Raw genomic sequence first — 25697 nt, 5'->3', positions numbered from 1 at the left:
AGAGTTGCTTCACTCGCTGTGCTCGGCAAAGTACGCGCACAGAAAATCCACGAAAACACTTACCTTGGGACTGACCAGGCGGCGAGATGCGTGCAGCACCCAGCATTCGATGGCAGGCGCTTGCACCACGCCCCACTCGACGAGGTGACCCGATGCGATCTCGACGGCAACGGCCGAGCGCGGCAGGATAGCGGCGCCAGCGCCAGCGAGAACCGCATCTCGCGCCAGCAAGGGTGTCGAAAAGCACAGAACTGGCCGAGGGTGGTAGGTATGTACTTGGCCTGTAGCATCGACGACAGTCCATAAGGCCACGTCGGTGCGACCGGCACGCACGACAGCCGGGAGCTCGGGCGTCCCTTCGTTGGTGCTGGGTCGTTGCAGATTCGGCGGTGCGACGAGCACGAGGCGGTCGCTTAAAAACCGGCGGCCGACCAGCGTATCGTCCGATCGCGGATTAAAGCGCACTACAACGTCGTAGCCATCGCCTACCAAGTCGACCAGTCGATCCTCTGCCGTGACATCGAGCCGCACGTCGGGCTGTGCCGCACAAAAGGCCGCACCTAACCGCCCCATCGCGACGTGTGCGAACAAGAGCGGCGCACTGACGCGCAGCACGCCACGCGGCCGGCCGATACCGGCCTTCAGTTCCTCTGCTGCCTGTGCGATCTCGCTGAAGGGGTCGACGGTGCGCGCGTGCAGGACAGCACCCTCCGGCGTCAGTCGCAGCGCGCGGCCACCTCGCTCGATGAGACGTACTCCCAGAGATTCCTCCAGCGCGCGCACATGGCGCGACAACGATGCCTTTGGCTGCCCGCTCACGCGACTCGCCCGCCCAAAGCCACCGTGGGTGGCGACAAGATTGAAATCGGAAAGTGCGGTGAGATCCATTAAGCGTTCCAAATTTGAGACAGATTGTCCAATTTTTTTAGACTATGCATCATTTGTGCGCATCAAGACAATGGCTACTTCACCAATTTCCAAACAAGGGGTTCTCAAATGAAGGCAGTACGGTTTTACAGCTATGGCGGTCCAGAGGTTTTGAAGATAGAGGGGGTTGACCTTCCTCAGCCAGGCGCAGGTGAGGTACGCATCGCGGTCAAGGCGGCGGGCGTTAACCCGATTGACTGGAAACTACGGTCTGGCTACCTCCACGCGATGATGCCGCTTGCGTTTCCGGCTGGCGTCGGATTTGACGCGGCGGGCGTGGTCGACGCCATAGGCGAGGGCGTGACCGGCGTGTCGGTGGGCGATGCCATATTTGGCAAAGGGCATGCCACCATGGCCGAGTATGCGATCCTCGACGAATGGGCACACAAGCCCGATGGTCTGTCGTTCGAGGAAGCGGGCGGTTACGGTGTGGCGGTCGAGACGGCGACACGGATCATCGCCCAGGTCGGCGTGAAGCCCGGCGAAACGCTGCTTGTTAGCGGCGCCGCCGGCGGGGTCGGCTTGGCGGTGATCCAGTTGGCCAAGGCGGCCGGTATCCGAACCATCGGCACCGCCAGCGAGCAGAAACATGACTACTTGCGCTCGATGGGGGCGATCCCAACGGCGTATGGTCCTGGACTTGCGGAGCGGGTCGCCGCCCTGGCGCCGGCCGGTGTGCATGCGGCGCTAGATATTGCCGGATCTGGCATCCTGCCAGAATTGGTGGCGATCACCGGCGATAGTTCCAAAGTACTTTCGATTTCTGATATCTCAGCGCCTGAGCATGGCGTGAAGACATCATTCGAGAACATAGATGCCACGCCCGCATTGGCACGCGCCGCCGCGCTGTTCACTGCTGGCTCCTTCACCTTGCCTGTGGAGCGGACGTTCCCGCTTGACCAGGTTGCGGCAGCGCACGAACTGAGCGCACAGGGCCGCGTCACGGGGCGGCTCGTCATCACCATCGGCTAAGCGTGCAAAACCCTCGGCAGTTGCGCGACCAGGGCGTCCACCGCCAGTCGCAGGCGTAACGGCATGTGGGGTGCATTGGGCCAGAGCGCGTGGCAATCCATCGTCGCGCCGGGTTGGTCGTCCAGTACGCTGACCAGGGCCCCGGTACGCAAGCGTTCTCTCACCAGCCATTCGGGCAGCCACGCGAGCCCCAAACTGGCGGCGGCCGCATCTGCAATGGTTTCCAGATCATCAAGCAACAGGCGCGAACTCAGTGGCGTGTCACCGATACGGCCGGTGGCGTCTGGCAGTTGCCAAACGTGGATACGGTCGGCGCGCCGGTACAGCAAGATACTGTGCCCGGCCAGCTCGGCCTTGTTCAGCGGCCGCCCGCGTGCGGCCAGATAGGCTGGCGAAGCGCACACCACCTTGCGTTGCTCCACCAGCTTGCGCGCACGCAGGCCTTCGCTTTCGGGGCCCAATGCGCCGCAGCGAATGGCGAGATCAAAACCCTCTGCCAGCACGTCGACGTGCTGGTCGTTGAAGCTCAAGTGCAGCTCAAGCAACGGGTTTTGTCGCGCCAGATCCAGCAGTATCGGCGCCACGCAATGGCGACCAAACAGCACGGGCATGGTGGCGCGCAATCGACCTGCCACTTCGTGTCGGCCCGACTCCATCTGTGCCTCGGCTGTTTGCATTTCGGCCAGCGCGCGTAGGCAGTGCTCGTGGTAAATCTGTCCGTCGTCGGTCAGGCTTTGTACCCGTGTGGTGCGATGAAACAAGCGTGTGGCTAGGCGTGCCTCCAAACGCGCCATGGCCTTGCCCACGGCCGAGCGCGTGAGGCCCAGGTGCTCGGAGGCCCGGGCAAACCCCCCTAAGCGCACGACCTCAACGAACACGGTAACGCCATCGAGCCGCTCCTGGCGCTCGGGGAGGGCACCTGCCGGGGACATTGGTGAATTTGTGTCTTCTCGCATGAGAACGTCTTTCTACATTGGATATTAATTTTCTACATTATGATTCAAAAACACCGTGAAATGGGAATTTCAGGCAACAAGTCGTGGGTCGGATTGCTGCCTTTAATTCGGCTAGTCCGCCCGGCCGGAATGTTGTGACATCAAATTTTGAAACGGAATATCAAGTGCTTATTGCAATCGTTTATGACAGTGGTTGGGGCCATACGGCCAAACAGGCTCGAAGTGTCGCCGAGGGCGTACGACGGGTATCGGACGCTGAAGCCCAACTCATAGCAGTGTCCGAGGGCGCAATACCGTGGGAGGTACTTGAAGCCAGCGATGCCATCGTCTTCGGCTCGCCTACATACAACGGCGCGCCAAGTGCACGCTTCAAACAGTTTTGTGAGGACTCCACCAAGCTCGCCTGGATGGGAATGAAGTGGCGCGACAAAGTTGCCGCCGGTTTTACCAACTCTGGCGCGCAAAACGGTGACAAGCTGCACTCTCTGATTTCAATGGCGCTGTTTGCGGCCCAACACGGCATGTTGTGGGTCGGCCTCGACCTCAAGCCCGGCAACGACAGTAGCAGCGGCAGCGTGCATGACCTCAACCGACTGGGCAGCTGGCTAGGTGCGATGGCGCAATCCAACGGCGACCAGGGGCCAGAGGACACCCCCATGAAGAGCGATCTAGACACCGCAGCCTACCTGGGGCAGCGCGTGGCCGCCACCGTACGCCGACTCAAAACCGCGTGATCAGTTTTCGATTCACTACTTCCAACCAAGGAGCATCACCATGAAATTTCTTTGCCTCGACATCCCCCAACCCGGCGCCAGCATGGAGAAGTACCAGCCGCACATGCTGGATGAAGCGCGCCACGCCTGGCAGCTCTACAAGGGCGGCATCGTGCGCGATATCTATTTCCGCCAGGACCGTCCCGGCGTGGCCGTCATCGCCGAAGCCGATTCGGTCGAGGCCGCCCGCAAGGCGCTGGGCGAATTTCCGCTGGCCAAGGCCGGCCTCATCGACTGGGACGTGATCCCGCTCGGGCCTTTTACGAACTGGGAAATGCTCTTTGCGCCAGGCAACGCCTGATCAAGCCGAGGGCCTGGCTCGCATCCTTTGTTGGTGCAGGCCTCACTCTCGCCCCATTTGTTTGCACACATCAACCTCCGATCATGACAAAACAAGCCTCTGAAATTAAACCTGTACTTTTCGTCGTTACCAGCTGCGCGGTGAAGGGGGTCACCGGTATCCCCACCGGTTTCAATCTGGCCGAACTGACGCACCCTATGGACAAGCTGGAGGCCGCCGGTATCCGCGTGGAGATCGCATCCATCCTGGGCGGTGAACCACCGCTCGACGGCCTGGAGGACATGCAAGATCCCGTCATCGCCCGCTATTGGGCCGATGCCAAGTTCCGCCATACCCTCGCCAATACGCTTTGTCTGGATGACATCGATCCCTCACGCTATTCGGCCGTCATGTTTGCCGGCGGCCACGGCACGATGTGGGACTTCCCCGACAGCGCTGCCGCGCAGAAAGTTATCCGCGAGATCGACGCTGCCGGCGGTATCGTCTCGGCGGTGTGCCACGGCCCGGCGGCCCTGGTCAACGCGCGCCGCACCGACGGCAGCCTGTTGGTGGCAGGCAAGCGGCTGGCAGCGTTCACCGATGGTGAAGAAGAGGAAGTGCAGTCCACCCACGTCGTGCCCTTTTTGCTGGCGACCACGCTCAACGAACGCGGCGCGCTCCACCAGAACGCCCCGAATTGGGCCGACAACGTCATCGTCGATGGTCGGCTCATCACCGGCCAAAACCCGCAATCTGCATCGAGCCTGGGCAACGCGCTGCGCGACGCCCTGCTGGCCTGATCGACCGCTGACATTGAAAAGGAGGGCAAAGCATGAAACTCATTTGTGTCGAGGAGCATGTGCTCGATCGCGCCATCGGTGCTGCCACGCAAAGTCTCGTGCGCGCCGAGGCCCCTTATCTCCCCGACTGGGGTAGCCGCGTAGTCGATGGCCGGCAGATAGCCGATACCAGTCGGCCACACGTCATCGCTCCCAGCGAATCCGCTCGCAAATGCCTGGAAATAGGTGAGGAGCGCCTGGCTGATATGGATGCGGCAGGCATAGGCATGCAGGTGCTCTCTTACGGGGGATTTCCTCAGCTGCTGCCCGCCGCACAGGCCATCGAGCTGAACCGTGCGGCCAACGACAAGTTGGCGCTTGCAGCACAAACCCATCCCACGCGGTTCGCTGGCTTTGCCACGCTGCCCTGGCAAGCACCCGAGGCGGCGGCGCGCGAACTGGAACGTGCGGTAAAAGAACTCGGGCTCAAGGGGGCACTCATCAACGGTCGTCCTGGCGAGACCTTCCTGGACGATGCGCGCTACGCGCCCATACTCGCCGCTTTCGATGAGTTGAAGGTGCCGCTGTATGTACATCCTGGCCTGCCGTTGCCTGCTGTGCAAGCCCCCTACTATGGCGGCCTGGAGCGTGAACTCAGTGCGCGCCTTTCCATGTTCGCCTGGGGCTGGCACAACGAAGCGGGCATCCAGGTGGTGCGCATGCTGCTGGCCGGCGTGTTCGACCGCTACCCTAAGCTCCAGATCATCAGCGGCCATTGGGGCGAGATGGTGCCCTTCTTCCTTCAAAGGCTGGAGGATTCCATCCCGCAAGAAGCGTCGGGGCTCAAACGCCCCATCGTGCAGACCTACCGCGAGCATGTGTACGTCTCGCCCAGCGGCATGCTCACACTGCCGCACTTCCAGTTCATCCACACCCTGATGGGGGCGGAGCGTATCTTGTACTCCATCGACTACCCCTACCAGAGCCTGGACGGTGCCCGCGCTTTCATCGAGCGTCTGCCCGTCAGCGATGCTGACAAAGCCCTGATTGCCCACGGCAACGCCGAACGGCTCTTGGGTCTGTAATTTGACTATGTGAAAGGAATGCGCATGACGCAAGGAATCGAAAACAAGGTGGTTGTCATCACCGGCGGCAGCAGCGGCCTGGGGGCGGAAACAGCACGCCATCTGGTGCAAGCGGGCGCCAAGGTGGTTCTGGGTGCGCGACGGCTGGACCGCTTGCAGGCGCTCGCGAAAGAACTCGGCTTGGGCGCTGAGAGCATTGTGCAAACCGACGTTGCCGACCACGAGCAGGTTCAGGCGCTGCTAGCCCACGCGGTCGACACACACGGACGCATTGACGTGCTGCTGAACAACGCCGGGGTGATGCCGCTTTCGCCACTGGAGATGCTGCGTGTGGACGAGTGGAACCAGACCATCGACGTGAACATCAAGGGCGTGCTCTATGGAATTGCCGCCGCATTACCTTACATGAAGGCGCAAAAGAGTGGGCAGATCATCAATGTATCGTCGGTGGCCGGACACCTTGTGAGTGCGGGCGGCGTGGTGTACAGCGCCAGCAAGTTTGCTGTGCGCGCGATCTCCGAAGGGCTGCGCAAAGAGCTCAAGCCCTACAACATCCGCAGCACCATCCTCTCACCAGGAGCAATAGACACCGAATTGCCCGCCTCCACCAAAGCCGAGGGCATGGTTCAGGCTATGCAAACGTTCTATGAGCGCAATGCCATTCCCGCCAGCAGCTTTGCGCGCTGCGTGCTGTTTGCCATCAGCCAGCCCGAAGATGTCGATATCAACGAAATCCTCTTTCGCCCGACACGGCAGGAGTTTTGAGTATGGATCGCATTTTTTACGCAGAAGGCGGAAACAGCGTACCGCTCCGGGGCACATCCACATGAACGTGCTCGGCTACGCAGCGTACGCCGCCGACGCACCTCTTGCGCCGTTCCGCTTTGAACGCCGTACACCACGCCATGACGATGTGGTGATAGATATCCTTTACTGCGGGGTGTGTCATACGGATCTGCACCAGGTTCGCAATCACCGTGGTGCGTCCCGATACCCCATCGTGCCCGGCCATGAAGTCATCGGCCGCGTGCGCAGTGTTGGGCCGGCAGTCACGCGCTTCAAGCCCGGCGATACCGTCGGGGTCGGTTGCATGGTCGATTCCTGCCGGCACTGCGTAGCGTGCGAGAGCGGGCACGAGCAGCACTGCGCAACATCGCCTACCTTCACCTACGGCAGCACCGACCGTCACGACCAGACACGTACCTTCGGTGGCTATTCGGAATCGATCATCGTGTCAGACGGCTTCGTGCTGAGGGTGCCTGAGGGCATGGACCTGGCAGGTGCTGCGCCCCTGTTGTGTGCCGGCATCACCACCTGGGCGCCGCTACGGCGCTGGCAGGTTGGCCCGGGCAGTCGTGTCGCTGTCATGGGGCTGGGTGGGCTGGGTCACATGGCGCTGAAGCTTGCCAAGGGACTGGGTGCTGATGTCACCTTGTTCACCCGCTCTTCGGGCAAGGAAGCGGATGCCCGCCGCCTGGGCGCAGATCGGGTTGTCATCTCGACAGATGCGGCGCAGATGGCCGCGTGCGCCGGGCGTTTCGACCTGATCATAGACACCGTGCCCTATGTCCATGCGCTCACTCCCTATCTGCCCACGCTGAGCTTCGATGGAACCTTGGTGCTGGTCGGCTACATGGGCGCACTCGACGAGCAGTTAAATACTGCCCCGCTTGTCTATGGCGGTCGAGCCGTGGCGGGCTCCTTCATAGGCGGTGTTGCCGAAACCCAGGAAATGCTGGATTTCTGTGGACAGCACGGCATTAGCTCCGACGTTGAAGTAATCCGCGTCCAGCAAATTGACGAAGCCTACGAACGTATGCTCAAAAGCGACGTGAAGTATCGCTTCGTGATCGATATGTCTTCGCTGAAGTCGCAGGAGCTTGATGCATGAACATTCTGTCCAAGATCGCCATGGCTTACGTGCGTTGGTCAGAATTGGAGGTCGATCCCGCGGGGCTTGATCGCTTCACGAGGCTTGCAGAAGAAAACGTGCGCGAGACCCGGAGTACTGAGCCGGGCGTGCTCGCGTTCTACTGGGCGAGCGAGCGGGTGCACCCAAACCGCATCCGCGTGTTTGAGGTCTATGCAGACGAGAACGCCTACCAGGAGCACCTGCAGTCGCCGCATTTTCAGAAATTTCGTGCCGGCAGTGGTCCATTGGTGACGAGCCACCAATTCTTCGAAGCGGTGCCCGTGATGCTGGGCACCAAGCCGCAATTGCCGCCAACGGGCGCGGTGGTGCGCATCGCCGAACTGGAGATCAGGCCGACCCAACTCGATGCCTATAAGGCCATCGTGAGTGAGGAGATCGACGCCTCCATACGCGTCGAGCCGGGTGTATTCGCGATCCATGCATTTGCTCTCAAGAATCGCCCCAATCACCTGCGCCTCTACGAGATCTATGCCGACGAGCGCGCCTACCTGCTGCACCGCGAATCGCCCCACTTCAAGAGGTACCTGGAGGCATCACAGGACATGATCATTGCCCGCAGACTGATCGAGACTGCGCCGCCTGTGCTACCGCTCACGCTGAATTGACCACGGGTGTCAGAAATTACTGATCACCCTCAACATATAAAAAGGTATCTGTGCCCAGCCTGTTACCGCCAGCCCAAAGTTGACCTGCTCAATATGGCGTTGGCGGCAACACAAAAGGGGACTTTGTTGTCGAGACGGCCTTTCTGGCAGGAGCCGACGTGGCGACTGGCGGCTTAGCTGACCGCACTTGCTCAGAGTATCTTAGGGCCGTTGCTGGATATTTTGGCGATCTACAGCGACGATGACTGGAGGTCCTTGACCCTACTGCCAATGCCAGATGCATTGGCGTTGCACAACCATGCCAGACACCCATCGTGGCTGTTACTGTTTGCTATTAATTGAATAGCTGCTCGTGCAGGTATCACCTGTGCCAGAGCCCGATTTGGCTTAAAAATCCACAAACTTTCCAGTCCACAGGGCTATTCCCCGGTACCCCTACCGCCCCAGTTCCCTATAATCCACCCCTCCGAGGAGCGCTGCAACCCCCGGCCTGGCACCCCCAGGCCCCGGTGTGAGGCTCGGAGAACGTCCATCTAGTGATAACCGCGCTCACCCACTGCCTGTTAGGCGGCGTACCGGGTGAGTTCCCGGTGCACCGTCTGCGCAGTGGCCATACCAACATGTACCAACCTGTTTTGGAGCCAACTATGAACGCAGTTCTCAAACCCATCTTTACGGCAGACCAAGCCATTGCCGACCTGAGCCTCGCGGCCTGGGGCCAGCGCGAAATCCGCATTGCAGAAACCGAAATGCCTGGCCTGATGGCCATCCGCGAAGAGTTCGCGGCCGCCCAGCCCCTGAAGGGCGCGCGCATCACCGGTTCGCTGCACATGACGATCCAAACGGCGGTGCTGATCGAAACCCTGCAAGCCCTGGGCGCCACCGTGCGTTGGGCATCGTGCAACATTTTCTCGACGCAAGACCACGCCGCCGCCGCCATTGCCGCAGCCGGTACGCCGGTGTTCGCCATCAAGGGCGAGTCGCTGAAAGACTACTGGGACTACACCCATAGCATCTTCGACTTCGGCGCCAAGGGAACCCCCGGCGAAGGCCCGAACATGATTCTGGACGACGGCGGCGATGCCACGCTGCTGATGCACCTGGGCCAGCGCGCTGAAAAAGACGCTTCGCTGATCGCCAACCCCACCAGCGAAGAAGAAACCCTGCTGTTCGCCGCCATCAAGGCCAAGCTGGCCGTGGACGCGACCTGGTACACCCGCAAGTCGGCTGAGATCATCGGCGTGACCGAGGAAACCACCACCGGCGTGCACCGCCTGAACGAGATGTCGGCCAAGGGCACGCTGCTGTTCCGCGCCATCAACGTGAACGACTCGGTAACCAAGAGCAAGTTCGACAACCTGTACGGCTGCCGCGAATCGCTGGTGGACGGCATCAAGCGCGCCACCGATGTGATGATTGCGGGCAAGGTGGCTTGCGTGGCCGGTTACGGCGACGTGGGCAAGGGCTCGGCCCAGGCACTGCGCGCGCTGTCGGCCCAAGTTTGGGTGACCGAGATCGACCCGATCAACGCGCTGCAAGCCGCCATGGAAGGCTACCGCGTCGTGACCATGGACTACGCGTGCGAACACGCCGACATCTTCGTCACCACCACCGGCAACAAGAGCGTCATCACCCACGCCCACATGCTGAAGATGAAGGACCAGGCCATCGTCTGCAACATCGGCCACTTCGACAACGAAATCGAAGTCGCATCGATCGAGCAGTACGAGTGGGAAGAAATCAAGCCCCAGGTGGACCACATCAAGTTCCCTGACGGCAAGAAGATCATCCTGCTGGCCAAGGGCCGCTTGGTGAACCTGGGTTGCGGCACGGGCCACCCCAGCTTCGTGATGTCGGCCAGCTTCGCCAACCAGACCATCGCCCAGATCGAGCTGTTCACCAAGAAGGACGCGTACGAAGCTGGCAAGGTCTATGTGCTGCCCAAGCACTTAGACGAAAAGGTGGCACGCCTGCACCTGAAGAAGGTTGGCGCGATGCTGACCGAGCTGACCGACGAACAAGCCGCCTACATCGGCGTGAGCAAGTCTGGCCCGTATAAAGCCGAAACTTACCGCTACTGAGGCAACGCTGAACGAGTCCCTCGCGGTCTGCGCATCCCTGGACTCGGGCGGTCTGCGTCGTTGCAAATCCTCGCCATAGCCTTTGCTATGTCTGCGGTTTGCGCCTAGCATCCCATCCCGATCCAGGGCGCGCCGCCTCGCGGTGACTCATTCAACGTCGCCCGCGTCCGCTCCCCCGTTCCCCGGGGGAGTTTTTACCCCCTTACGGAGCCCCATGCGCGCTGACCAATTACTCGTAGAACGCGGCATGGCCGCATCCCGCTCGCAGGCCGTGCGCCTGATCACCGGGGGCATGCGCTGGTTCGACGGCATCAAATGGCGTGATGTCGCCAAGAACAAGGACGACATCCCCGAAGACGCCCAGCTGGAGCTGCTCAACGATGCCGAGGCGCGCTATGTTTCGCGCGGCGGGCTCAAGCTCGAAGCCGCGCTCAAGCATGTGGGTCTGGACGTGACGGGCCTGTACGTGCTGGACGTGGGGCAAAGCACCGGCGGTTTTACCGACTGCCTGCTGCAAGCGGGCGTGGCGCAGGTTACAGGTGTGGACGTGGGCCATGCCCAGCTGCACCCCAAGCTGCGCGTCGATGCCCGCGTGCTGTGCGTGGAGGGGTTGAACGCCCGTTCGCTCACCCCCGAATCCCTGCAGGAGGCGTGCGAGTTGGTGTTGTCCGAGCACTGGGTGCCGCCCACGGTGGACGACCCGGAGCCCGAGGCACCCTATAGCTGGATGCGCGGTGGTGGCGAAGTGACCGACTACGACGACAGCGACGACGCGGACGATGCCGAGGTGGAGGCGCACATTGCGCAGGCCACCGGCAAAGTCAACGCGAAGCTGCTGGAGACGGAACCCGCAGCCGATGCCGCCCCCAAGCGCCACCGCCGCAAGGCGGGGCTGGACGGTGTGGACACCACACCCGAGTTTGATCTGGTCACAGGCGATGTGTCGTTCATCTCGCTGACGCTGATCCTGCCCGCGCTGGTGCCCTTGTTGCCGCCAGAGGGTACCTTGCTGATGCTGGTCAAGCCGCAGTTTGAACTGCAACCCGGCCAGGTGGGCAAGGGCGGCATCGTGCGCGATCCCGAGATGTACGCCGTGGTGGAAGCGCGCCTGCGCCAGTGCTGCGCCGAGCTGGAGCTCGAAGTGCTGGACTGGTTCGACAGCGTGCTCGAAGGCGGCGACGGCAACCGTGAATTCTTTATCTATGCAAAAAAGGTGGCATGAGCCATGGCTAAGAATATTCCCCTCAGCTTAGAGTTTTTCCCGCCCAAAACGCCCGAAGGCGCCGCCAAGCTGCGCACCGTGCGCCAGGCCTTGTACGCACTGAAGCCCGAGTTTTGCTCGGTGACTTTTGGCGCCGGTGGCTCCACCCAAGAAGGTACGTTTGCCACCGTGGCCGAGATCCTGGCCGAGGGTGTGCCAGCCGCCAGCCATTTCTCGTGTGTGGGCGCGACCAAGGCCACGGTGCGGGCGCAACTTGCTATTCTGCAAGGCATGGGCGTGAAGCGTCTGGTGGCCCTGCGCGGCGACCTGCCCAGCGGCTACGGTGCGGGCGGTGAATTCCACTACGCCAGCGACCTGGTGGCCTTTATCCGCGCCGAGACGGGCGATGCCTTCCAGATCGAGGTGGCCTGCTACCCCGAGGTGCATCCCCAGGCCCGCTCGGCCGATGCCGACCTGAACGCTTTTGCCATCAAGGTGCACGCCGGGGCCAATTCGGCCATGACGCAGTATTTCTACAACGCCGACGCGTATTTCCGCCTGGTGGACGATGCCCGCAAGCTGGGCGTGACCATTCCGGTCGTGCCCGGCATCATGCCCATCGCCAGCTCGTCGCAGCTGATGCGTTTCAGCGATGCCTGCGGTGCCGAAATCCCCCGCTGGGTGCGCCTGCGCCTGCAAGGCTTTGGCGACGACACGGCCAGCATCAAGGCCTTCGGCCTGGAAGTGGTGACGGATCTGTGCGAGCGCCTGATTGCCGGTGGCGCGCCCAGCCTGCATTTCTACACCATGAACCAGAGCGCGGCGACACTGGAGATTTGCAAACGGCTGGGTCGTTTGGCGGTCTGATCAGTCGGGGGTGGGTGGGTTCAAATCCCCATCGCTCGATTGATCGCAGCGGCGCAACAACGGGCGAAGCCGGGTGGGGTCAGATCCCAATTGCGCGTACTACCGCGACGGTGAAGTAACAGCTGTCAACCGCATTTGGGCTCTGACCCCTCCCGGCGGCTCTTCGTGGCGGATGGTCAAGGTCGGCCCGGTTCCAGGGTGGCTGCATGGACGGTATAAGGCATCCTCACCGGTTCAAGCGAAAGTTCCCCTGGTGTTTATCCATTGGCGGTAGCAGCTATGAAAAATAGAGCTGCTGACGTTTTATACGGTGGTAATCACATGCTGTATCTGCTTGCATTGTTAGGGTTTTGGATACTGCGCAAAGCCAGCTTGCAGGCTGCTTTCAGGAGATTTTGGTGGGCGATTTGAACCTTGGGGTTTGCGGTGTAAATTTCGTTGAGTACAAGGAGCACCAATGAAGCTGGCCACACTGATTTCGCAAGAAACCTCTGGAAGTTTCGATGAGATTCTGTTCTTACGCCACGGCAACGACAGTCTGGATCAACTTATGCGCCATCGCGCAACGATAGAAGAGTTCACAGCCTTGCAACCTCCAGACACGAAATACGACTTCTCCAATCCGGAAAAGCCCAAGATTTCGATCGTCGTTGTCATTGCTTACGATCGTGTTTATGGAGTATTCCGAGTTTTAGGAGTGGATACGGAGGACGAGGTGAAGAAAATTGCGACGGAGCAATTTCTTGCTTTTGATTTGGAGCGTGGAAAGAGTCCTTCTAGGCGATGCAAGAAATTCCTGTTGCAACAACTGAGCAGCACCTCTACAAATATGCAAGTGCGCGGCTGGCAAGGAAGAACTCGCACGCCCGTGCAAAGAAGTGGTGATGGCTTTTTTGAGGAGGTTAGCGTTGGTACGTCGGGATTAGCGTTGCAGAAAGAGGAAGTCGCAGAAGCTTTTCACGCTCGCGTTGAGGTCTCTTTGGCTGAGTCTCACGCAAAGCGTCTTGAAAGGCTGGTCAACGCCAGTGACGCGCCGACCCGAGTTGAAGTTCGCTCATTTGTTTTCACCAGAAATCCGGATGTAGTGGCAGAAGTACTGTTTCAGGCAAACGGTGTCTGTCAGGCTTGTGGCGCGGATGCGCCTTTTGTACGGCGCACCGATGGTGCTCCTTATCTAGAAGTACATCATCGGACACCATTGGCAATGGGCGGGAAGGACTGTGTTGCGAACGCCATTGCCATTTGCCCAAATTGCCATCGCAAGGCCCATTACGCCTAACGAGTTCGTTCTAGTGCCGCACCCCGCCACCCCCGACCCGCCAATAGGGGTCGGAGCACGAATGCGGGGCAGGGTTGTGCGGATTCTGTGTACATCTAGCGCGCAATCGTGATCCGACCCCCATTAGCTCCGATCCCCATCGGCTCACCCCACCAAAAACCTCCCCCGAAACGCTTCGCAGAACTGCGGGCTGCCGGTCAGCGACAGGGTGAAGGTTTGCCGATGCTGCCCGGCGACCAGCTCAGGCTGCTGCTGCACCTGAAAGTCCCACTCACCGCCCTCGTCCAGCGGGGCCTGCAGGCCGGGGAAGGCCGTGTGGGCCCAGTCCAGCACCTGCTGGATTTCGGCCTGCACGGCGGCCACCTGGGGGGCGGGGACCGAGGCCATGGCTTCTAACGATGCATAGCCGTGCTCGTCTTCGCTGGTGTCGAAGTCGAGATACTGCATGGCTTGAAGACTTATTGCGCGGTGTTGGGTTTGGCCGTGCGCACGCCGTTTTTGGCGACCAGCTCGATGTAGAACGACGCGCCACCTGCGGCGGCCACGTCGTCGATCAGCTTGGTGATGGTGGCGAAGTGCACCACCGTGGCCGTCTCAGTGCTGGTGCCAAAGCGGCAATCCCAGTCCCAGTAGTCCACGCCTTCAGGCAGTGCCACACGCAGCTGGCGTTTGACGTATTTACGGATGTCGTGCTTGGTGGCTTCAACCACGCGGTCGCGGTTCTTGCCTTCGATATTCAGGGGAAATGTTTTTTTCACAGAGTGCCTTTGGGAAGCCGATGCCTCCCTTGAATATGTTTCAGAGACAGCCCTCGGCAGGCGCTCGATTATGAGGCTTAGGACAAGCTGCCTTGGTTGTGCTATTAAATAAATAGCTTCCTGCGCAGGTTGAATATGCGCTGGAGGCCTATTTTCTATAAATTTCTACGGACGGTTAACCGCATCGCCCGGCGCATAGTCGGTGGCTTTCAAGGGGCTGTGGGCTGTAATGAAGCTGCGCAGCACGTCGGCATAGACAAAACCGGTGTGGATGTAGCAGGGCCGCGACAGCTACGTGGGCCGGGGACCGCGCAACTCGGCCATGCGCTCGGCAAAGTACTTTTGCACGGTGTAGCGCTCGGACAAAACCACGTCGCGCCGGGGGTGCAGAAACAGCGGCAACGACACGCGCGATTTGAGGCGACCTTCGCCCGTGGGGTTGAGCACGCGGTGGGTGGTAGACGGGTAGTAGTGGCCGCTGGCCTCTTGCAGCATGTCGCCGATGTTGACGATCAGCAGGCCGAAATCACAGGGCACGTCGTACCAGGCACCGTCTTTGCCCAGTACCTGTAGGCCGGGCTCGGTGGCTGCGGGCAGGATGGTCAGCAGGTTGATGTCGCCGTGGGCGGCGGCCCGCACGCTGCCGGGTTCTTCGTTGCCGCGCAGGGGCGGGTAGTGCAGCACGCGCAGCAGGGTCTGGTCGCAGCCCGCAATCATCTGGGGCAGGGGTTCGGTGTAGCGGGCGCGCACTTCGGGGGGGGAGTTGTCTTCCACCCACTTGAGCAGCTCGGCGGCCAGGGCGCTGCCTTGCTGGTAGTAGCGGCGCGCGGCATCCGACACCTCGGCCGGGTACCGGCCCCAGGGATAGATGTGGAAGAACTCCTTGAGATCGCGCTGGGTGTTGCCCTTGGCGGTTTCGGACACGGCGGGCGAGAAATAGCCATCGTGGGTGGCCGGGTCGTGCGGGTAGCGGTGCTTGGCATCGCTGCCGAAGAAGGCCAGCCATTCGGCGTAGATGTCGTCCACCAGATGCTGGTCCAGCGGGTGGTGGGACAGCACGCCAAAGCCGGTCTCGTGCAGGCTTTTGCAAAAGTCTTGCGCAGCAGTGGCGCTGAGGTAGTTGACGACGGGGAATTGCATGGTGACCTCTCCTTTGAAGGGTCTAGCGGGGCAGCCAGTCGGACATCAGCATGTCTTCCAGCACGATATTGCAGGCTTCTGCCTGCACCTGCATGCAGACATGGGTGGCAGGCGTGTCGGCCCAACCGACTTGGGGGTGGAAGATGTCTTTGCGCTTCATCATGGTCTGGCCGTTGGCAATGCCCTCGGTGGCCACGCGGATGCCGCCGGACTCGATGGTGAACAGCTCGGGGTTCACCAGGTAAATGAAGGCCAGCACGTCGTGGCCAAAGCAGCCGTGGATCTTGGCCACATGCGGGTAGATGCCGCTGTAGAAGTCGGCGTAGAAGCTGACGGCATGGTGCAGCACGTCGGTGGCGATGTGCTTGTGGTGGTCGGCAATTTTCTTGAACAGCGCCAGCGGCAGGATCACGCGGTGCGTCACGTCCAGGCCGACCATGGTCAGTCTCCAGCCTGCGCTGAAGACGTGGTCGGCCGCGTGCGGGTCGTTCCACACATTGGCTTCGGCCACGGGGGAGACGTTGCCGGGTTCGGTCACGGTGCCGGCCATCAGAATCACTTCTTTGAGCAACTTGGGCAGGGTCGGTTCGAGCTTTAGGGCCAGACTCAGGTTGCCCAGCGGGCCGACCGCCACCAGGGTGATTTCACCTGGATGGGCGCGGGCCATGTCCACGATGAACTGGGCGCTGGAGCGCGGGTCGAGCTGGTTGGTGGTGGCGACGCGCGAGGGCAGGTTGCCCAGGCCATCGGCACCGTGGATGAAGGCTGGCGGCGCTTCGCCGGGCTTGACCCAGGGCGTGGCCACGCCTTTGGTGACGGGAATGGTCTTGCCTGCGATGGCGGTGAGGTACAGCGCGTTGGTGGCGGCTTGCTCGACCGTCACATTGCCGAAGGTGGTGGTGATGCCGACCACGTCAATGGCCGGATGCGCCAACGCGAAGTACAGGGCCATCGCGTCGTCTACGCCGGGATCGGTGTCAAAAATAACTTTGGTAGGAACTGTGGAAGAGGTCATAGCGAGTCTCACAAAAAAATAGTTTAGGCGGGGAATCCGCAAAATTCGCGCAAGGCGGCATCGGCACCCGCAGGCGTTCCGCTCTGCACCAGGGCTTGCACTTCAGCGTGGGTGGGGATGCTGGTCTGCGCGCCGGGGCGGGTGCAGGCCAGGGCACCGGCGGCGCTGCCGTACTGCATCGCCAGGGCCAGCGGGTGGCCTTGGGACAGGGCGGCGGTCAAGGCCCCGCAAAAGCTGTCGCCTGCCGCGGTGGTGTCCACGGGCCTGACGGGAAACGCGGCTTGCAGCAATATCTGCCCGTTCAGCCGCGCGCAGCAACCCCGGTGGCCCAGGGTGACGACCACGCAGGCGGTGTCCAGCCGGGCCAGGCATTCGGCAATGCTGCCGGTGTGCTGGGCCACGCTGGCCAATTCACCTTCGTTGACTACCAGCACGTCCACGGCGGCCAGCAGGTCGGTGGGCAGCACCTGGGCGGGAGCCGCATTCAATACCACTTGCACGCCTTGGGCGCGGGCCGCCTGGGCATAGGCGGTCACGGTATCCAACGGGGTTTCCAGTTGCAGCAGCAGGTGGCTAAAGCCCGCCAACGGCGGCAAATGCGCGGCGTTCAGGCTGGCGTTGGCACCGGGTGCCACCGTGATGGCGTTTTCGGCATCGTCCGACACGCAGATGAAGGCCGTGCCGGTGGGCTGGTCGAGGGGGCGCACCACGTGCTGCACCACGCCAGCGTCGGCCAGGGAAGCCTCCAGCGGCTGCGCATAGGCATCTGCGCCCAGCGCCAGCAGCATGTGCGTGGCCGCGCCCCCGGCACGTGCGCAGGCAATGGCCTGGTTGGCGCCTTTGCCGCCGGGAAAGGTCTGGAACGCGCGGCCCAGCACGGTTTCGCCCGGTGCGGGGATGTGGGTGGCACGCACCACAAAGTCAAGATTGGCCGAGCCAGCAACAAAAATCATGGGAGAGTCTGGTTAACGAGATTTAACGAAGGGCACGCCGATAGCTTTAGGCGCGACCGATTTAGCCATGAAGCCCGCCAGGATGATGACGGTGACGATGTACGGAATCATCTGGATCAGCGAGCCCGGTACCTTGCCGACAACCGGCAGCACCACGCCTTCCAGCTGGATTTGCAGGGCGCTGAAAAACGCAAACATCAGGCAGCCCAGCGTGGTGTGCACTGCGCGCCAACTGCCAAACACCAGCGCTGCCAGGGCCAGAAAGCCGTTGCCTGCCGACATGTCGCTCAAGAAAAAGCCGGTTTGCACGATGGCCAGGTAGGCACCCGACAGGCCGCACAGTACACCGCCCACCAGCAGGGCCAGATAGCGGGTTCTTGCCACGCTGATGCCTGCCGTGTCTGCCGCGTGCGGGTTGTCGCCCACGGCGCGCAGGCGCAGGCCAAAGCGGGTGTGGTTGACCACCCAGTGCACCAGCGGCACGGCCAGAAAGGCCAGGTACACCAGAATGGTGTGGCCGCCCACCAGTTCACCCAGCAGCCAGCCCAGCCCCGGCACATCGGCTACCGCCTGGCTGCCAGGGATGGTGAGCGCCTGGAACCGGCCTTCGTCCAGCGGCGGCGTACGGCCGCCTTGCTGGAAGAAGAACTGCGCCAGCACAAAGGTCAGGCCGCTGACCGAGATGTTGATGGCCATGCCCGACACCAGCTGGTTGCCGCGCTGCTGGATGCACACAAAACCGTGCAGCAGCGCCAGCAGGCAGGACACCGCAATGCCCGCCAACACGCCAAACCAGGGATTTTGGGTAGCGTAGGCCACGCAGGCCGAAGCAAAGGCGCTGCCCAGGATCTTGCCTTCCAGGCTGATGTCCACAATGCCCGAGCGCTCGGCAAACAGGCCGCCCAAAGCCGCAAAAATCAGCACCGGGGCGCTGCGCACCATGGCTACCAATATGCTGGAGAGTTGGATGTTGTCCATCAGGCTGCGCTCCTCTTTTTGTAGCCATTCAACAAGGCGGAGAGGGCGGGGGCATATAAATTCTCCATGGCCCCGCAAAACAGGATGATCAGGCCTTGGATGAACACAAAGGTTTCCGGCGGAATATTAGACTTCTCCAGTGACAAATCAAACCCGCCCTGGATCAGCCCGCCAAACAGCACTGCCGACAGCAAAATGCCAATCGGATGGTTGCGCCCCATCAAGGCCACGGCGATGCCGATGAAGCCTGCACCCGCCGTAAAGTTGAGCCCCAGGTTGTGGGAAGAGCCCATCTGGCTGTTCACCGCCGCCATGCCCGCCAGTGCGCCCGATACGGCCATCACGCCGATGATGGTGCCTTTGATGGAAATGCCTGCATAGTGGGCGGCGTGCGGGTTTAGGCCCACGGTGCTCACCCCGTAGCCCCAGGAGGTGCGCCACATCACCAGCGCATACAGGCCCAGCGCTGCCAGCGCCAGCACAAAGCTGATGTTGACCGGGGTCTGGCCCAGCACCGGCAGCCATTCGTTGAGCCGGGGCAGCCAGGTGGTTTGGGCAAACTGGCGGCTGGAGGTGCTTTGCTGGCCCACCGGGATCAGCAGGCTGACGATGATGTAGTTCATCAGCGACGAGGCGATGAAGTTGAACATGATGGTGGTCACCACGATGTGGCTGCCGCGCTTGGCCTGCAGATAGCCCGGCAAAAAAGCCCAGGCCGCGCCAAACAGGGTGCTCATGGCGATGGCCAGCGGAATCACCACCCATGGGCTCCAGCTAGCATCCATATTGAGAACTACCAGCGCCATGCCCAGGCCGCCGATGTACATCTGGCCTTCGCCGCCGATGTTGAACAGGCCGGCGTGCAGCGCAAACGCCACGGCCAGCCCGGTGAAGATGAAGGTGGTGGCGTAAAACAGCGTGTAGCCCAGCCCCTCGGGGTTGAGGAAGGCGCTGTTGACCAGAATGCCCAGCGATTCGATGGGGCTTTCGCCGAGGGCGTAGATCACCACGCCCGCCACCAGCATGGCCGAGACGAGGTTCAGGATAGGCAGCAGCAGGTTGGTGGCCCAGCCGGGGAGGTTGTGTGGGTTCATAAAATTAATGCCCGGACTTACGCAGCGCCCGCCTGAAGGCCCGCAGGGCCGCCAGTCAGGTCGTGCGGAAGGCCTAAATGTGTGATGCCGCCCATCATCAGGCCGATGCGGGTGGTGTCAAAGTTCCCCGCTGCCAGTTCGCCGGTGATCTTGCCGCCACACATCACCAGGATGCGGTCGGCCAGCACGCGGATTTCTTCCAGCTCTACCGACACCAACACGATGGCGATCCCCGCGTCGCGCAGCGCCAGTAGGCGGCGGTGGATGGTTTCGATCGAGCCGATATCCACGCCACGCGTGGGTTGCCCTATCAAAATGAGAGCGGGCTGTGCAGCTATCTCGCGCGCTAGCACCACTTTTTGTTGATTTCCGCCAGACAGCAGGCCGACGCGCAGGGTTGGGTCGGTGGGGCGCACGTCAAACTCGGCAATCAGCTTTTTGGCGTGGGCCAGAATGGCTTGCGGATTGAGCAGCCAGCCGGAGTGGAACAGGCGGTCGTTCTGGTGCCCCAGAAGGGTGTTGAGGGCCACCGAGTTGGCTTTGACCAGACCTTCGCGCAGGCGGTCTTCGGGTGCGTGGGCAATGCCCAAAGTGCGGTACACGGCAGGCAGGCCGTCGGCATCGCGCCGCCCTTTGAAAGGCAAGGGCTGGCCTTTGTAGCGGATGTCGCCGCTGCTGGGCAGGCGCATGCCCGCCAATACTTCCAATAGTTCGGACTGGCCGTTGCCAGAGACTCCGGCCACGGCCACGATTTCACCGGCACGCACCTGGAAGTTCAGGTCGTCCAGCAGCTTCACGCCCTGGGCGTTTTGCAGACTGAGCTGTTGTACTTCGAGCACGGCGGCACCAGGCTGGTAGGGGCCACGCGACAGGGTGGACTCGATGCTCCGGCCAATCATCAGGCTGGCCACGGCCTCGCGGCTGCTGGTGGCGGTATCGACCTCGCCCACCACGGTGCCGGCACGCATCACGGTGACGCGGTCGGTCAGCGCAAAGATTTCCTGCAGCTTGTGGGTGATCAGGATGATGGTTTTGCCCTGGTCGCGGAACACCCGCAGGATGGCGAACAGGGAGTCGGTTTCTTGCGGCGTGAGGACGGCGGTGGGCTCATCCAGAATCAAGATGTCGGCACCCCGGTAGATCAGCTTCAGGATTTCGACCCGCTGCTGCGCACCCACCGACAGGTTTTCCACCCGCACGTTGGGGTCAACTTCCAGGTTGTACTCGGCACCCAGTGCGCGCAGGCGCTTTTCGGCCGCCTGAAAGGGCCCGTCCAGTACCAGAGCACCTTCTACGCCCAGCAGAATGTTTTCCAGCACGGTAAAGCTGTCCACCAGCATGAAGTGCTGGTGGATCATGCCAATGCCGCGCTGGATGGCTTCTTGGCTGTTGCGCATGGGCGCGGGCTGGCCATTGAGCAGAATCTGCCCGCGGTCGGCTTGGTAATAGCCGTACAGAATGCTCATCAGCGTGGACTTGCCCGCGCCGTTTTCACCCACGATGCCGTGGATGGAGCCTTTGCGGACCTTGAAGCTGACGTTGGCGTTGGCTTTGACCAACCCAAACTGTTTGGAGATGCCTTGGAATTCGACGACCGGCACCCTCGGCAGGGTGCCTTCTTCTTGCGCAGTCAACACGCCCTCGATTAGACGGGGCAGCTGTTGCCAGTGCGGTAGTCCACCACTTTGACCTTGCCCGACTTGATGTCGGTAGCGGCCTGTTTGATGGTGGCTTCCATGGCGGGGGTGATGAGTTTGCGGTTGTTGGCATCCAGTGCCCAGTCCACGCCGCCTTCTTTCAGGCCTTTGCTGATGACACCGGGTGCCCAGGTGCCGTTCTTGATGCTCATGAAGCCGTCGTAGGTGGCGTTGTCCACGCGCTTGAGCATGGAAGTCAGGATGAAGCCGGGGTAGAGCGGGTTTTGGTTGGAATCGACACCAATGCCGAGCTTGCCCTTGTCCTTGACCGCTTGCAGTGCACCCATGCCACTGCCACCGGCGGCGGCAAACACCACATCGACACCCCGGTCAAATTGCGCGCGGGCCAGCTCGCCGCCCTTGGCTGGATCGCTCCAGGCCGCGGGGGTGGTGCCGACCATGTTTTGCGTCACGTCGATCTTGGCATCCACCGACTTGGCACCCTGGGCATAGCCGCAGCCAAACGCGCGGATCAGCGGCACGTCCATGCCACCGATGAAGCCGACTTTTTGCGACTTGCTGGCCAGCGCGGCGGCCACGCCTACCAGGTAGGAGCCTTCTTGCTCCTTGAAGGTGACGGAGCTGACGTTGTCGCCCTTGACCTCGTCATCGATGATCATGAACTTGACCTTGGGGAACTCTTTGGACACGGTGGTGACCGCATTGGTCATCGAAAAGCCGATGGAGACCACCAGATCGACGTTTTTACGGGCCATCTGGCGCAGCACCTGCTCGCTTTGTGCGTCGGAGGTGATGGAGGCTTCCAGGTAACCGATCTTGGTTTCCTTCTTGAAGCGCTCGGCACCTTCGTAGGCCGACTGGTTGAACGATTTGTCAAATTTGCCGCCGCTGCCGTAGATCAGCGCCAATTTGGGGTCGGCCGCGTGCGCGCTGAGTGCGCAAAATGCAGTGGCTACAGCGAGAGAGAGGGAGGTGAGTTTCATATCAAGCAAGTGGGGTGGTGGAAGAAATAAGAGCCAAGCATCATGCAATAAGCTTGCCAGTTTGTGCAATATCTTGATCGTTTGGTCAGGATATTAAGGGAATTAAACCGGTTGTGAACTGGCGTAAACACCCGGTCTTACGTTCCATGCTGGCACCGCTTTCTGCGCTCAGCCGCCCGAATCCAGCGTCGATGTGGCGTGCTTGTCTTGTCCCAGCCGCTCTACCATCTGTGCCAGAGCGGGCTTGAGGGCGGCTTTCAGGGTGTGCGGCGGGTTGATCAGGAACATGCCGCTGGCGGGCAGGCCAGGGCGCTTGACTTCGCCTTCGGCATCGGTGGTGAGCTTGCTGAACTTGACGGTCAGCGTGGCGTGCAACCAGCTTTTACCGGCCTTGGTGGCCAGAGTTTTGAGTTTGCGCGGCAGGTCGTGGGCTTCGGGGCGCGGAATGATGGGGTACCAGACGGCGTAGGTGCCGGTAGCAAACAGTTTCAGGCTGTTGGCGATCATCTCGGTCACCAGGCTGTAATCGCTCTTGATTTCATAGCTAGGATCGCACAGCAGAAAAGCGCGGCGGCTCGGTGGAGGCAAGAATTTGCGGATACCTTCAAAGCCGTCTTCGCGGAAAACCGCAACTTGCCGTCCGGCAGATAGCTGGGCGATGTTGGCCGACAGGGTTTTGCTATCGGTCGGGTGCAGTTCAAACAGCTTGAGGCGGTCGTGGTCACGTAACAGTTGTTGCATGATGAACGGCGAGCCGGGGTAGACCTTTTTGCCCCCCGATTTGTTGAAGCTGGCGACCAGGTCCAGATAGTCTTGCAGCGCGGGCGCGGCTACCAGCGGGGGCTGGCCCGGTTCGGGGTCGGCCAGCAGCTTCAGAATGCCGTTGGCGGCCTCGCCGCTGGTTTCGGCGTAATCGCCGTCGAGCCGGTACAGCCCGGCACCCGCATGGGTGTCCAGCACGGCCAGGGCCGGGTCTTTTTCGGTCAGGTGTTTGAGGGCAGCAATCAAAACCGTGTGTTTGAGCACATCGGCGTGGTTGCCTGCGTGGAAGGCGTGGCGGTAACTAAACATATGCCCATATGGTAACGAGGCGCAAACCTGCTGTGTGGGGCGACGCACTAAACTAGCCCTCCTTTTCCCCATGCCTGACGTCCTCCAGCCCCCCATCCTCCATTCCGATGCCTTGCCCAGGGGCGCGCGGCTGGGTGAGTTTGAGCTGGTGCGGCTGCTGGGTGTGGGTGGATTTGGCATGGTTTACGAAGCCTACGACCATTCCTTGCACCGGTCGGTTGCCATCAAGGAATATATGCCAACGGCGCTGGCCGGACGTGCAGGGGGTGTCACCGTCGGCATCCGTTCGTCACTGGACGGTGCCAGCTACCACGCCGGTTTGCAGTCGTTTGTGGCCGAGGCTCGGCTGCTGGCGCAGTTTGACCACCCCTCGCTGGTGAAGGTGTTTCGTTTCTGGGAGGCGAACAACACGGCTTACATGGTGATGCCCCTGTACAGCGGCATGACGCTCAAGCAGGCCCGTAGCCAGATGCGCGGCCCACCCCCGGAAGATTGGTTGCGCCAGGTGCTGTGGTCGGTGCTGCAAGCGTTGCAACTGCTGCATGACAGCCACACCGTGCACCGGGATGTATCCCCCGAAAATATTTTCTTGCAGGACAGTGGTCCGCCGGTGCTGCTGGACCTGGGTGCCGCCCGCCGAGCGATTGGCGACCTGGGCCTCAAACACACGGCGGTGCTGAAGGTGAATTACGCGCCGATTGAGCAATATGCCGATGTACGCGACATGGCGCAAGGGCCCTGGAGCGATTTGTACGCGTTGGCAGCCGTGGTGCATGGCTGCGTGGCCAATGCCTTGCCCCTGCCTGCCACGTTCCGGGTGTTGCGTGACCGAATGCCCAGCATGCAGGCGGTGGTGCAGGCCGCGCAAGGCCAAGCGTATTCACCCATCTTTACGGATGCGATCGACCAGGCTTTGGCGATCCGCCCCGAAGACCGCCCGCAGTCGGTGCAGGCTTTTGTCCATGCCCTGGGCTTGCAGCCGCCTGCAGAAATGACGCAGTTTGACTGGCGCACCGAGATGGGGCAGGGCTGGCAGCTTGCGCCACAAGAGCGGGCACGGCCAGAGCCCCTGGATTTGGCCGAGTTGCCCACGCATTTCGTCTATCCGCCTCGGCCGTCGGTGGGTGGGCACGCGGAGTTGGTGGGCACGGTGCTGGTGGTACGTGACCAAGTGCATTCACGCAGGCGCAGAGTTTGGGCGCTTGTGGCATTGCTGGCACTGGTGGCCGGTGTGGGACTGGCGGTGTGGAGGCCGTCATCCGAGGTGTCCAGGCTGACCGAAGCACCGACCTCTCCAATGGTGCTTGCTACGCCAACACTTGTTTCACCAGCGGTCACTGCCGAGGTCGTCGCAGAGCCGGTGGTGCCCGCTGCAATTCCAGCAGAGGCCCGCCCTGCGTCGCCGCGCAAAAAAGTTATTTCGGCCAAAGAGAAAAATGCCTACTCGTCAACAACTCCGCCAGGGGATGGGCTTTCTGCCCATGTGGAGCCGCCTCAGCGCACCGCTTTGGCCGGGAGTGTTTCGGTGTTTTTGTGCACCGACAATAATTTTTTGACCCGCCCCATGTGTCTGTACCGGGAATGCCAAAAGCCAGAATTTGCCGAATTGCCAGTCTGCAAAGAGAACACGCAGCGGTTGCTGGCCCAGCAACAAAGGCAGCGTTAACAGCCAAATTGACAGCGTGGCCGACAACTTTGTATAATCAAAGGCTTCGCAGCGTTTAGCTAGCCCCGCGACGAAGCTTGAAAACCCACCTAAGAGATCTCCACTAGAGAGACGCCGACCGTGGAAAAGGGTTGCTAGAACGCCAACCTCTTGGGTTGGCCAAACCATTCTTTTAAAGAGAAAATTCATGACCAAAACTTTCAGCGCCAAACCCGCTGACGTAGTGCATGAGTGGTTTGTGATTGACGCGACCGACAAGGTCCTCGGACGAGTAGCCAGCGAAGTTGCTCTCCGTTTGCGCGGCAAACACAAGGCCATTTATACGCCTCACGTCGATACCGGTGACTACATCGTCATCATCAATGCAGCCAAGCTGCGTGTCACCGGCGCCAAGTCGACCGACAAGATCTATTACAGCCATTCCGGCTACCCCGGTGGCATTTCGTCCATCAACTTCAAAGACATGCAGTCCCGTTTCCCGGGTCGCGCGCTCGAGAAGGCCGTCAAGGGCATGTTGCCCAAAGGCCCGCTCGGTTACGCCATGATCAAGAAGCTCAAGGTCTATGGTGGTGCAGAGCATCCGCATACCGCCCAACAGCCTAAAGTGCTTGAAATTGCAGGCATTTCCGCGAACGCACAACGG

26 protein-coding genes and 1 riboswitch are annotated in these 25697 nt (G+C 61.3%); of the genes, 14 read left to right on the top strand and 12 right to left on the bottom strand.

Features of this window, described 5'->3' with window-relative positions; all coding sequences use genetic code 11:
• Positions 1-9 precede the first annotated feature (9 nt).
• A complete protein-coding gene (locus ABI213_RS03240) occupies positions 10-888 on the bottom strand; it encodes a LysR family transcriptional regulator (protein WP_348008206.1) in 879 nt (292 codons plus the stop codon).
• Between the two features lie 108 nt (positions 889-996).
• On the opposite strand from ABI213_RS03240, the gene ABI213_RS03235 reads away from it, so the two are divergent.
• Complete coding sequence (locus ABI213_RS03235; protein ID WP_348008205.1) at positions 997-1899, top strand: NADP-dependent oxidoreductase; 903 nt, start codon at positions 997-999, stop codon at positions 1897-1899.
• Here ABI213_RS03235 and ABI213_RS03230 read toward each other — a convergent pair.
• Positions 1896-2831, bottom strand: a complete 936-nt coding sequence (locus tag ABI213_RS03230) for a LysR family transcriptional regulator (RefSeq protein ID WP_348008204.1) — start codon at positions 2829-2831, stop codon at positions 1896-1898. The two genes, ABI213_RS03235 and ABI213_RS03230, sit on opposite strands and share 4 nt — an antisense overlap.
• A 188-nt stretch (positions 2832-3019) precedes the next feature.
• On the opposite strand from ABI213_RS03230, the gene ABI213_RS03225 reads away from it, so the two are divergent.
• The 11 genes from ABI213_RS03225 (at position 3020) to ABI213_RS03175 (ending at position 13738) form a co-directional block, all read left to right on the top strand.
• A complete protein-coding gene (locus ABI213_RS03225; protein WP_348008203.1) occupies positions 3020-3589 on the top strand; it encodes a flavodoxin family protein in 570 nt (189 codons plus the stop codon).
• 40 nt (positions 3590-3629) lie between these two features.
• Positions 3630-3929, top strand: a complete 300-nt coding sequence (locus ABI213_RS03220) for a superoxide dismutase (protein WP_348008202.1) — start codon at positions 3630-3632, stop codon at positions 3927-3929.
• Positions 3930-4012: 83 nt separating this feature from the next.
• Positions 4013-4708 carry a type 1 glutamine amidotransferase domain-containing protein gene (locus ABI213_RS03215; RefSeq protein WP_348008201.1) on the top strand — a complete coding sequence of 232 codons (696 nt, stop codon included), beginning with the start codon at positions 4013-4015 and terminating at the stop codon, positions 4706-4708.
• Between the two features lie 32 nt (positions 4709-4740).
• Positions 4741-5772 (top strand): amidohydrolase family protein, encoded by a 1032-nt coding sequence (locus ABI213_RS03210; RefSeq protein ID WP_348008200.1) that lies wholly within the window; start codon positions 4741-4743, stop codon positions 5770-5772.
• Between the two features lie 24 nt (positions 5773-5796).
• Entirely contained in the window at positions 5797-6537 is a 741-nt protein-coding gene (locus ABI213_RS03205) for an SDR family oxidoreductase (protein ID WP_348008199.1), read from the top strand.
• 61 nt (positions 6538-6598) lie between these two features.
• Entirely contained in the window at positions 6599-7663 is a 1065-nt protein-coding gene (locus ABI213_RS03200) for an NAD(P)-dependent alcohol dehydrogenase (protein ID WP_348008198.1), read from the top strand.
• Positions 7660-8310 carry an antibiotic biosynthesis monooxygenase gene (locus ABI213_RS03195; RefSeq protein WP_348026091.1) on the top strand — a complete coding sequence of 217 codons (651 nt, stop codon included), beginning with the start codon at positions 7660-7662 and terminating at the stop codon, positions 8308-8310. The genes ABI213_RS03200 and ABI213_RS03195 overlap by 4 nt, the downstream gene beginning before the upstream one ends.
• Before the next feature lie 462 nt (positions 8311-8772).
• A riboswitch (S-adenosyl-L-homocysteine riboswitch) is annotated at positions 8773-8868 on the top strand.
• Positions 8869-8957: 89 nt separating this feature from the next.
• The gene (gene ahcY, locus ABI213_RS03190) at positions 8958-10391 is read left to right on the top strand and encodes an adenosylhomocysteinase (RefSeq protein ID WP_348026089.1); all 1434 of its coding nucleotides are present in this window, start codon (positions 8958-8960) and stop codon (positions 10389-10391) included.
• 214 nt (positions 10392-10605) lie between these two features.
• Positions 10606-11613: a TlyA family RNA methyltransferase gene (locus ABI213_RS03185; RefSeq protein WP_348006094.1), complete on the top strand. Its 1008-nt coding sequence runs from the start codon at positions 10606-10608 to the stop codon at positions 11611-11613.
• Positions 11614-11616: 3 nt separating this feature from the next.
• Entirely contained in the window at positions 11617-12459 is an 843-nt protein-coding gene (gene metF, locus ABI213_RS03180; protein ID WP_348006095.1) for a methylenetetrahydrofolate reductase [NAD(P)H], read from the top strand.
• A gap of 457 nt (positions 12460-12916) precedes the next feature.
• The gene (locus ABI213_RS03175; RefSeq protein ID WP_348006096.1) at positions 12917-13738 is read left to right on the top strand and encodes an HNH endonuclease; all 822 of its coding nucleotides are present in this window, start codon (positions 12917-12919) and stop codon (positions 13736-13738) included.
• A 144-nt stretch (positions 13739-13882) separates the two neighbouring features.
• Here ABI213_RS03175 and ABI213_RS03170 read toward each other — a convergent pair whose 3' ends face one another.
• The 10 genes from ABI213_RS03170 to rlmJ form a co-directional block, all read right to left on the bottom strand.
• Positions 13883-14185, bottom strand: coding sequence for a hypothetical protein (locus tag ABI213_RS03170; protein ID WP_348006097.1), 303 nt, complete (start codon positions 14183-14185; stop codon positions 13883-13885).
• 11 nt (positions 14186-14196) lie between these two features.
• A complete protein-coding gene (locus tag ABI213_RS03165; protein ID WP_348006098.1) occupies positions 14197-14496 on the bottom strand; it encodes a DUF6172 family protein in 300 nt (99 codons plus the stop codon).
• A 291-nt stretch (positions 14497-14787) separates the two neighbouring features.
• On the bottom strand, positions 14788-15636 hold the full coding sequence (locus ABI213_RS03160) for a 2OG-Fe(II) oxygenase family protein (RefSeq protein WP_348006099.1): 849 nt from the start codon (positions 15634-15636) through the stop codon (positions 14788-14790).
• 22 nt (positions 15637-15658) lie between these two features.
• Positions 15659-16651 carry a nucleoside hydrolase gene (locus ABI213_RS03155; RefSeq protein ID WP_348006100.1) on the bottom strand — a complete coding sequence of 331 codons (993 nt, stop codon included), beginning with the start codon at positions 16649-16651 and terminating at the stop codon, positions 15659-15661.
• Positions 16652-16674: 23 nt separating this feature from the next.
• Positions 16675-17604 carry a ribokinase gene (locus ABI213_RS03150; protein WP_348006101.1) on the bottom strand — a complete coding sequence of 310 codons (930 nt, stop codon included), beginning with the start codon at positions 17602-17604 and terminating at the stop codon, positions 16675-16677.
• Positions 17605-17616: 12 nt separating this feature from the next.
• Positions 17617-18582 carry an ABC transporter permease gene (locus ABI213_RS03145; RefSeq protein ID WP_348006102.1) on the bottom strand — a complete coding sequence of 322 codons (966 nt, stop codon included), beginning with the start codon at positions 18580-18582 and terminating at the stop codon, positions 17617-17619.
• Complete coding sequence (locus tag ABI213_RS03140; RefSeq protein WP_348026087.1) at positions 18582-19676, bottom strand: ABC transporter permease; 1095 nt, start codon at positions 19674-19676, stop codon at positions 18582-18584. The genes ABI213_RS03145 and ABI213_RS03140 overlap by 1 nt, the downstream gene beginning before the upstream one ends.
• A 17-nt stretch (positions 19677-19693) precedes the next feature.
• On the bottom strand, positions 19694-21313 hold the full coding sequence (locus ABI213_RS03135) for an ABC transporter ATP-binding protein (protein ID WP_348026085.1): 1620 nt from the start codon (positions 21311-21313) through the stop codon (positions 19694-19696).
• An 8-nt stretch (positions 21314-21321) separates the two neighbouring features.
• Positions 21322-22317, bottom strand: a complete 996-nt coding sequence (locus ABI213_RS03130) for a BMP family ABC transporter substrate-binding protein (protein WP_348026083.1) — start codon at positions 22315-22317, stop codon at positions 21322-21324.
• Between the two features lie 168 nt (positions 22318-22485).
• Positions 22486-23388, bottom strand: a complete 903-nt coding sequence (gene rlmJ / locus ABI213_RS03125; protein WP_348005896.1) for a 23S rRNA (adenine(2030)-N(6))-methyltransferase RlmJ — start codon at positions 23386-23388, stop codon at positions 22486-22488.
• Between the two features lie 70 nt (positions 23389-23458).
• Between rlmJ and ABI213_RS03120 the strand changes: the two genes are divergently transcribed.
• Together ABI213_RS03120 and rplM are read left to right on the top strand one after the other, a co-directional pair.
• On the top strand, positions 23459-25054 hold the full coding sequence (locus tag ABI213_RS03120; RefSeq protein ID WP_348005897.1) for a serine/threonine-protein kinase: 1596 nt from the start codon (positions 23459-23461) through the stop codon (positions 25052-25054).
• 187 nt (positions 25055-25241) lie between these two features.
• Positions 25242-25697 (top strand): 50S ribosomal protein L13 (gene rplM, locus ABI213_RS03115; RefSeq protein WP_348026081.1); only part of this gene is annotated, 456 nt, incomplete at its 3' end.

Origin of the sequence: Rhodoferax sp. (assembly GCF_039922535.1) — a bacterium.
Classification (GTDB): Bacteria; Pseudomonadota; Gammaproteobacteria; order Burkholderiales; family Burkholderiaceae_C; genus Rhodoferax_B.
Note: the sequence above shows the minus strand (reverse complement) of the source record. Positions and strands in the feature narration are given on the sequence as shown.

Coding starts and splice junctions, on each gene's coding strand:
- ABI213_RS03240 (WP_348008206.1), bottom strand. CDS start 888: ATGGATCTCACCGCACTTTCCGATTTCAATCTTGTCGCCACCCACGGT.
- ABI213_RS03235 (WP_348008205.1), top strand. CDS start 997: ATGAAGGCAGTACGGTTTTACAGCTATGGCGGTCCAGAGGTTTTGAAG.
- ABI213_RS03230 (WP_348008204.1), bottom strand. CDS start 2,831: ATGTCCCCGGCAGGTGCCCTCCCCGAGCGCCAGGAGCGGCTCGATGGC.
- ABI213_RS03220 (WP_348008202.1), top strand. CDS start 3,630: ATGAAATTTCTTTGCCTCGACATCCCCCAACCCGGCGCCAGCATGGAG.
- ABI213_RS03215 (WP_348008201.1), top strand. CDS start 4,013: ATGACAAAACAAGCCTCTGAAATTAAACCTGTACTTTTCGTCGTTACC.
- ABI213_RS03210 (WP_348008200.1), top strand. CDS start 4,741: ATGAAACTCATTTGTGTCGAGGAGCATGTGCTCGATCGCGCCATCGGT.
- ABI213_RS03205 (WP_348008199.1), top strand. CDS start 5,797: ATGACGCAAGGAATCGAAAACAAGGTGGTTGTCATCACCGGCGGCAGC.
- ABI213_RS03200 (WP_348008198.1), top strand. CDS start 6,599: ATGAACGTGCTCGGCTACGCAGCGTACGCCGCCGACGCACCTCTTGCG.
- ABI213_RS03195 (WP_348026091.1), top strand. CDS start 7,660: ATGAACATTCTGTCCAAGATCGCCATGGCTTACGTGCGTTGGTCAGAA.
- ahcY (WP_348026089.1), top strand. CDS start 8,958: ATGAACGCAGTTCTCAAACCCATCTTTACGGCAGACCAAGCCATTGCC.
- ABI213_RS03185 (WP_348006094.1), top strand. CDS start 10,606: ATGCGCGCTGACCAATTACTCGTAGAACGCGGCATGGCCGCATCCCGC.
- metF (WP_348006095.1), top strand. CDS start 11,617: ATGGCTAAGAATATTCCCCTCAGCTTAGAGTTTTTCCCGCCCAAAACG.
- ABI213_RS03175 (WP_348006096.1), top strand. CDS start 12,917: ATGAAGCTGGCCACACTGATTTCGCAAGAAACCTCTGGAAGTTTCGAT.
- ABI213_RS03170 (WP_348006097.1), bottom strand. CDS start 14,185: ATGCAGTATCTCGACTTCGACACCAGCGAAGACGAGCACGGCTATGCA.
- ABI213_RS03160 (WP_348006099.1), bottom strand. CDS start 15,636: ATGCAATTCCCCGTCGTCAACTACCTCAGCGCCACTGCTGCGCAAGAC.
- ABI213_RS03155 (WP_348006100.1), bottom strand. CDS start 16,651: ATGACCTCTTCCACAGTTCCTACCAAAGTTATTTTTGACACCGATCCC.
- ABI213_RS03150 (WP_348006101.1), bottom strand. CDS start 17,604: ATGATTTTTGTTGCTGGCTCGGCCAATCTTGACTTTGTGGTGCGTGCC.
- ABI213_RS03145 (WP_348006102.1), bottom strand. CDS start 18,582: ATGGACAACATCCAACTCTCCAGCATATTGGTAGCCATGGTGCGCAGC.
- ABI213_RS03140 (WP_348026087.1), bottom strand. CDS start 19,676: ATGAACCCACACAACCTCCCCGGCTGGGCCACCAACCTGCTGCTGCCT.
- ABI213_RS03130 (WP_348026083.1), bottom strand. CDS start 22,317: ATGAAACTCACCTCCCTCTCTCTCGCTGTAGCCACTGCATTTTGCGCA.
- rlmJ (WP_348005896.1), bottom strand. CDS start 23,388: ATGTTTAGTTACCGCCACGCCTTCCACGCAGGCAACCACGCCGATGTG.
- ABI213_RS03120 (WP_348005897.1), top strand. CDS start 23,459: ATGCCTGACGTCCTCCAGCCCCCCATCCTCCATTCCGATGCCTTGCCC.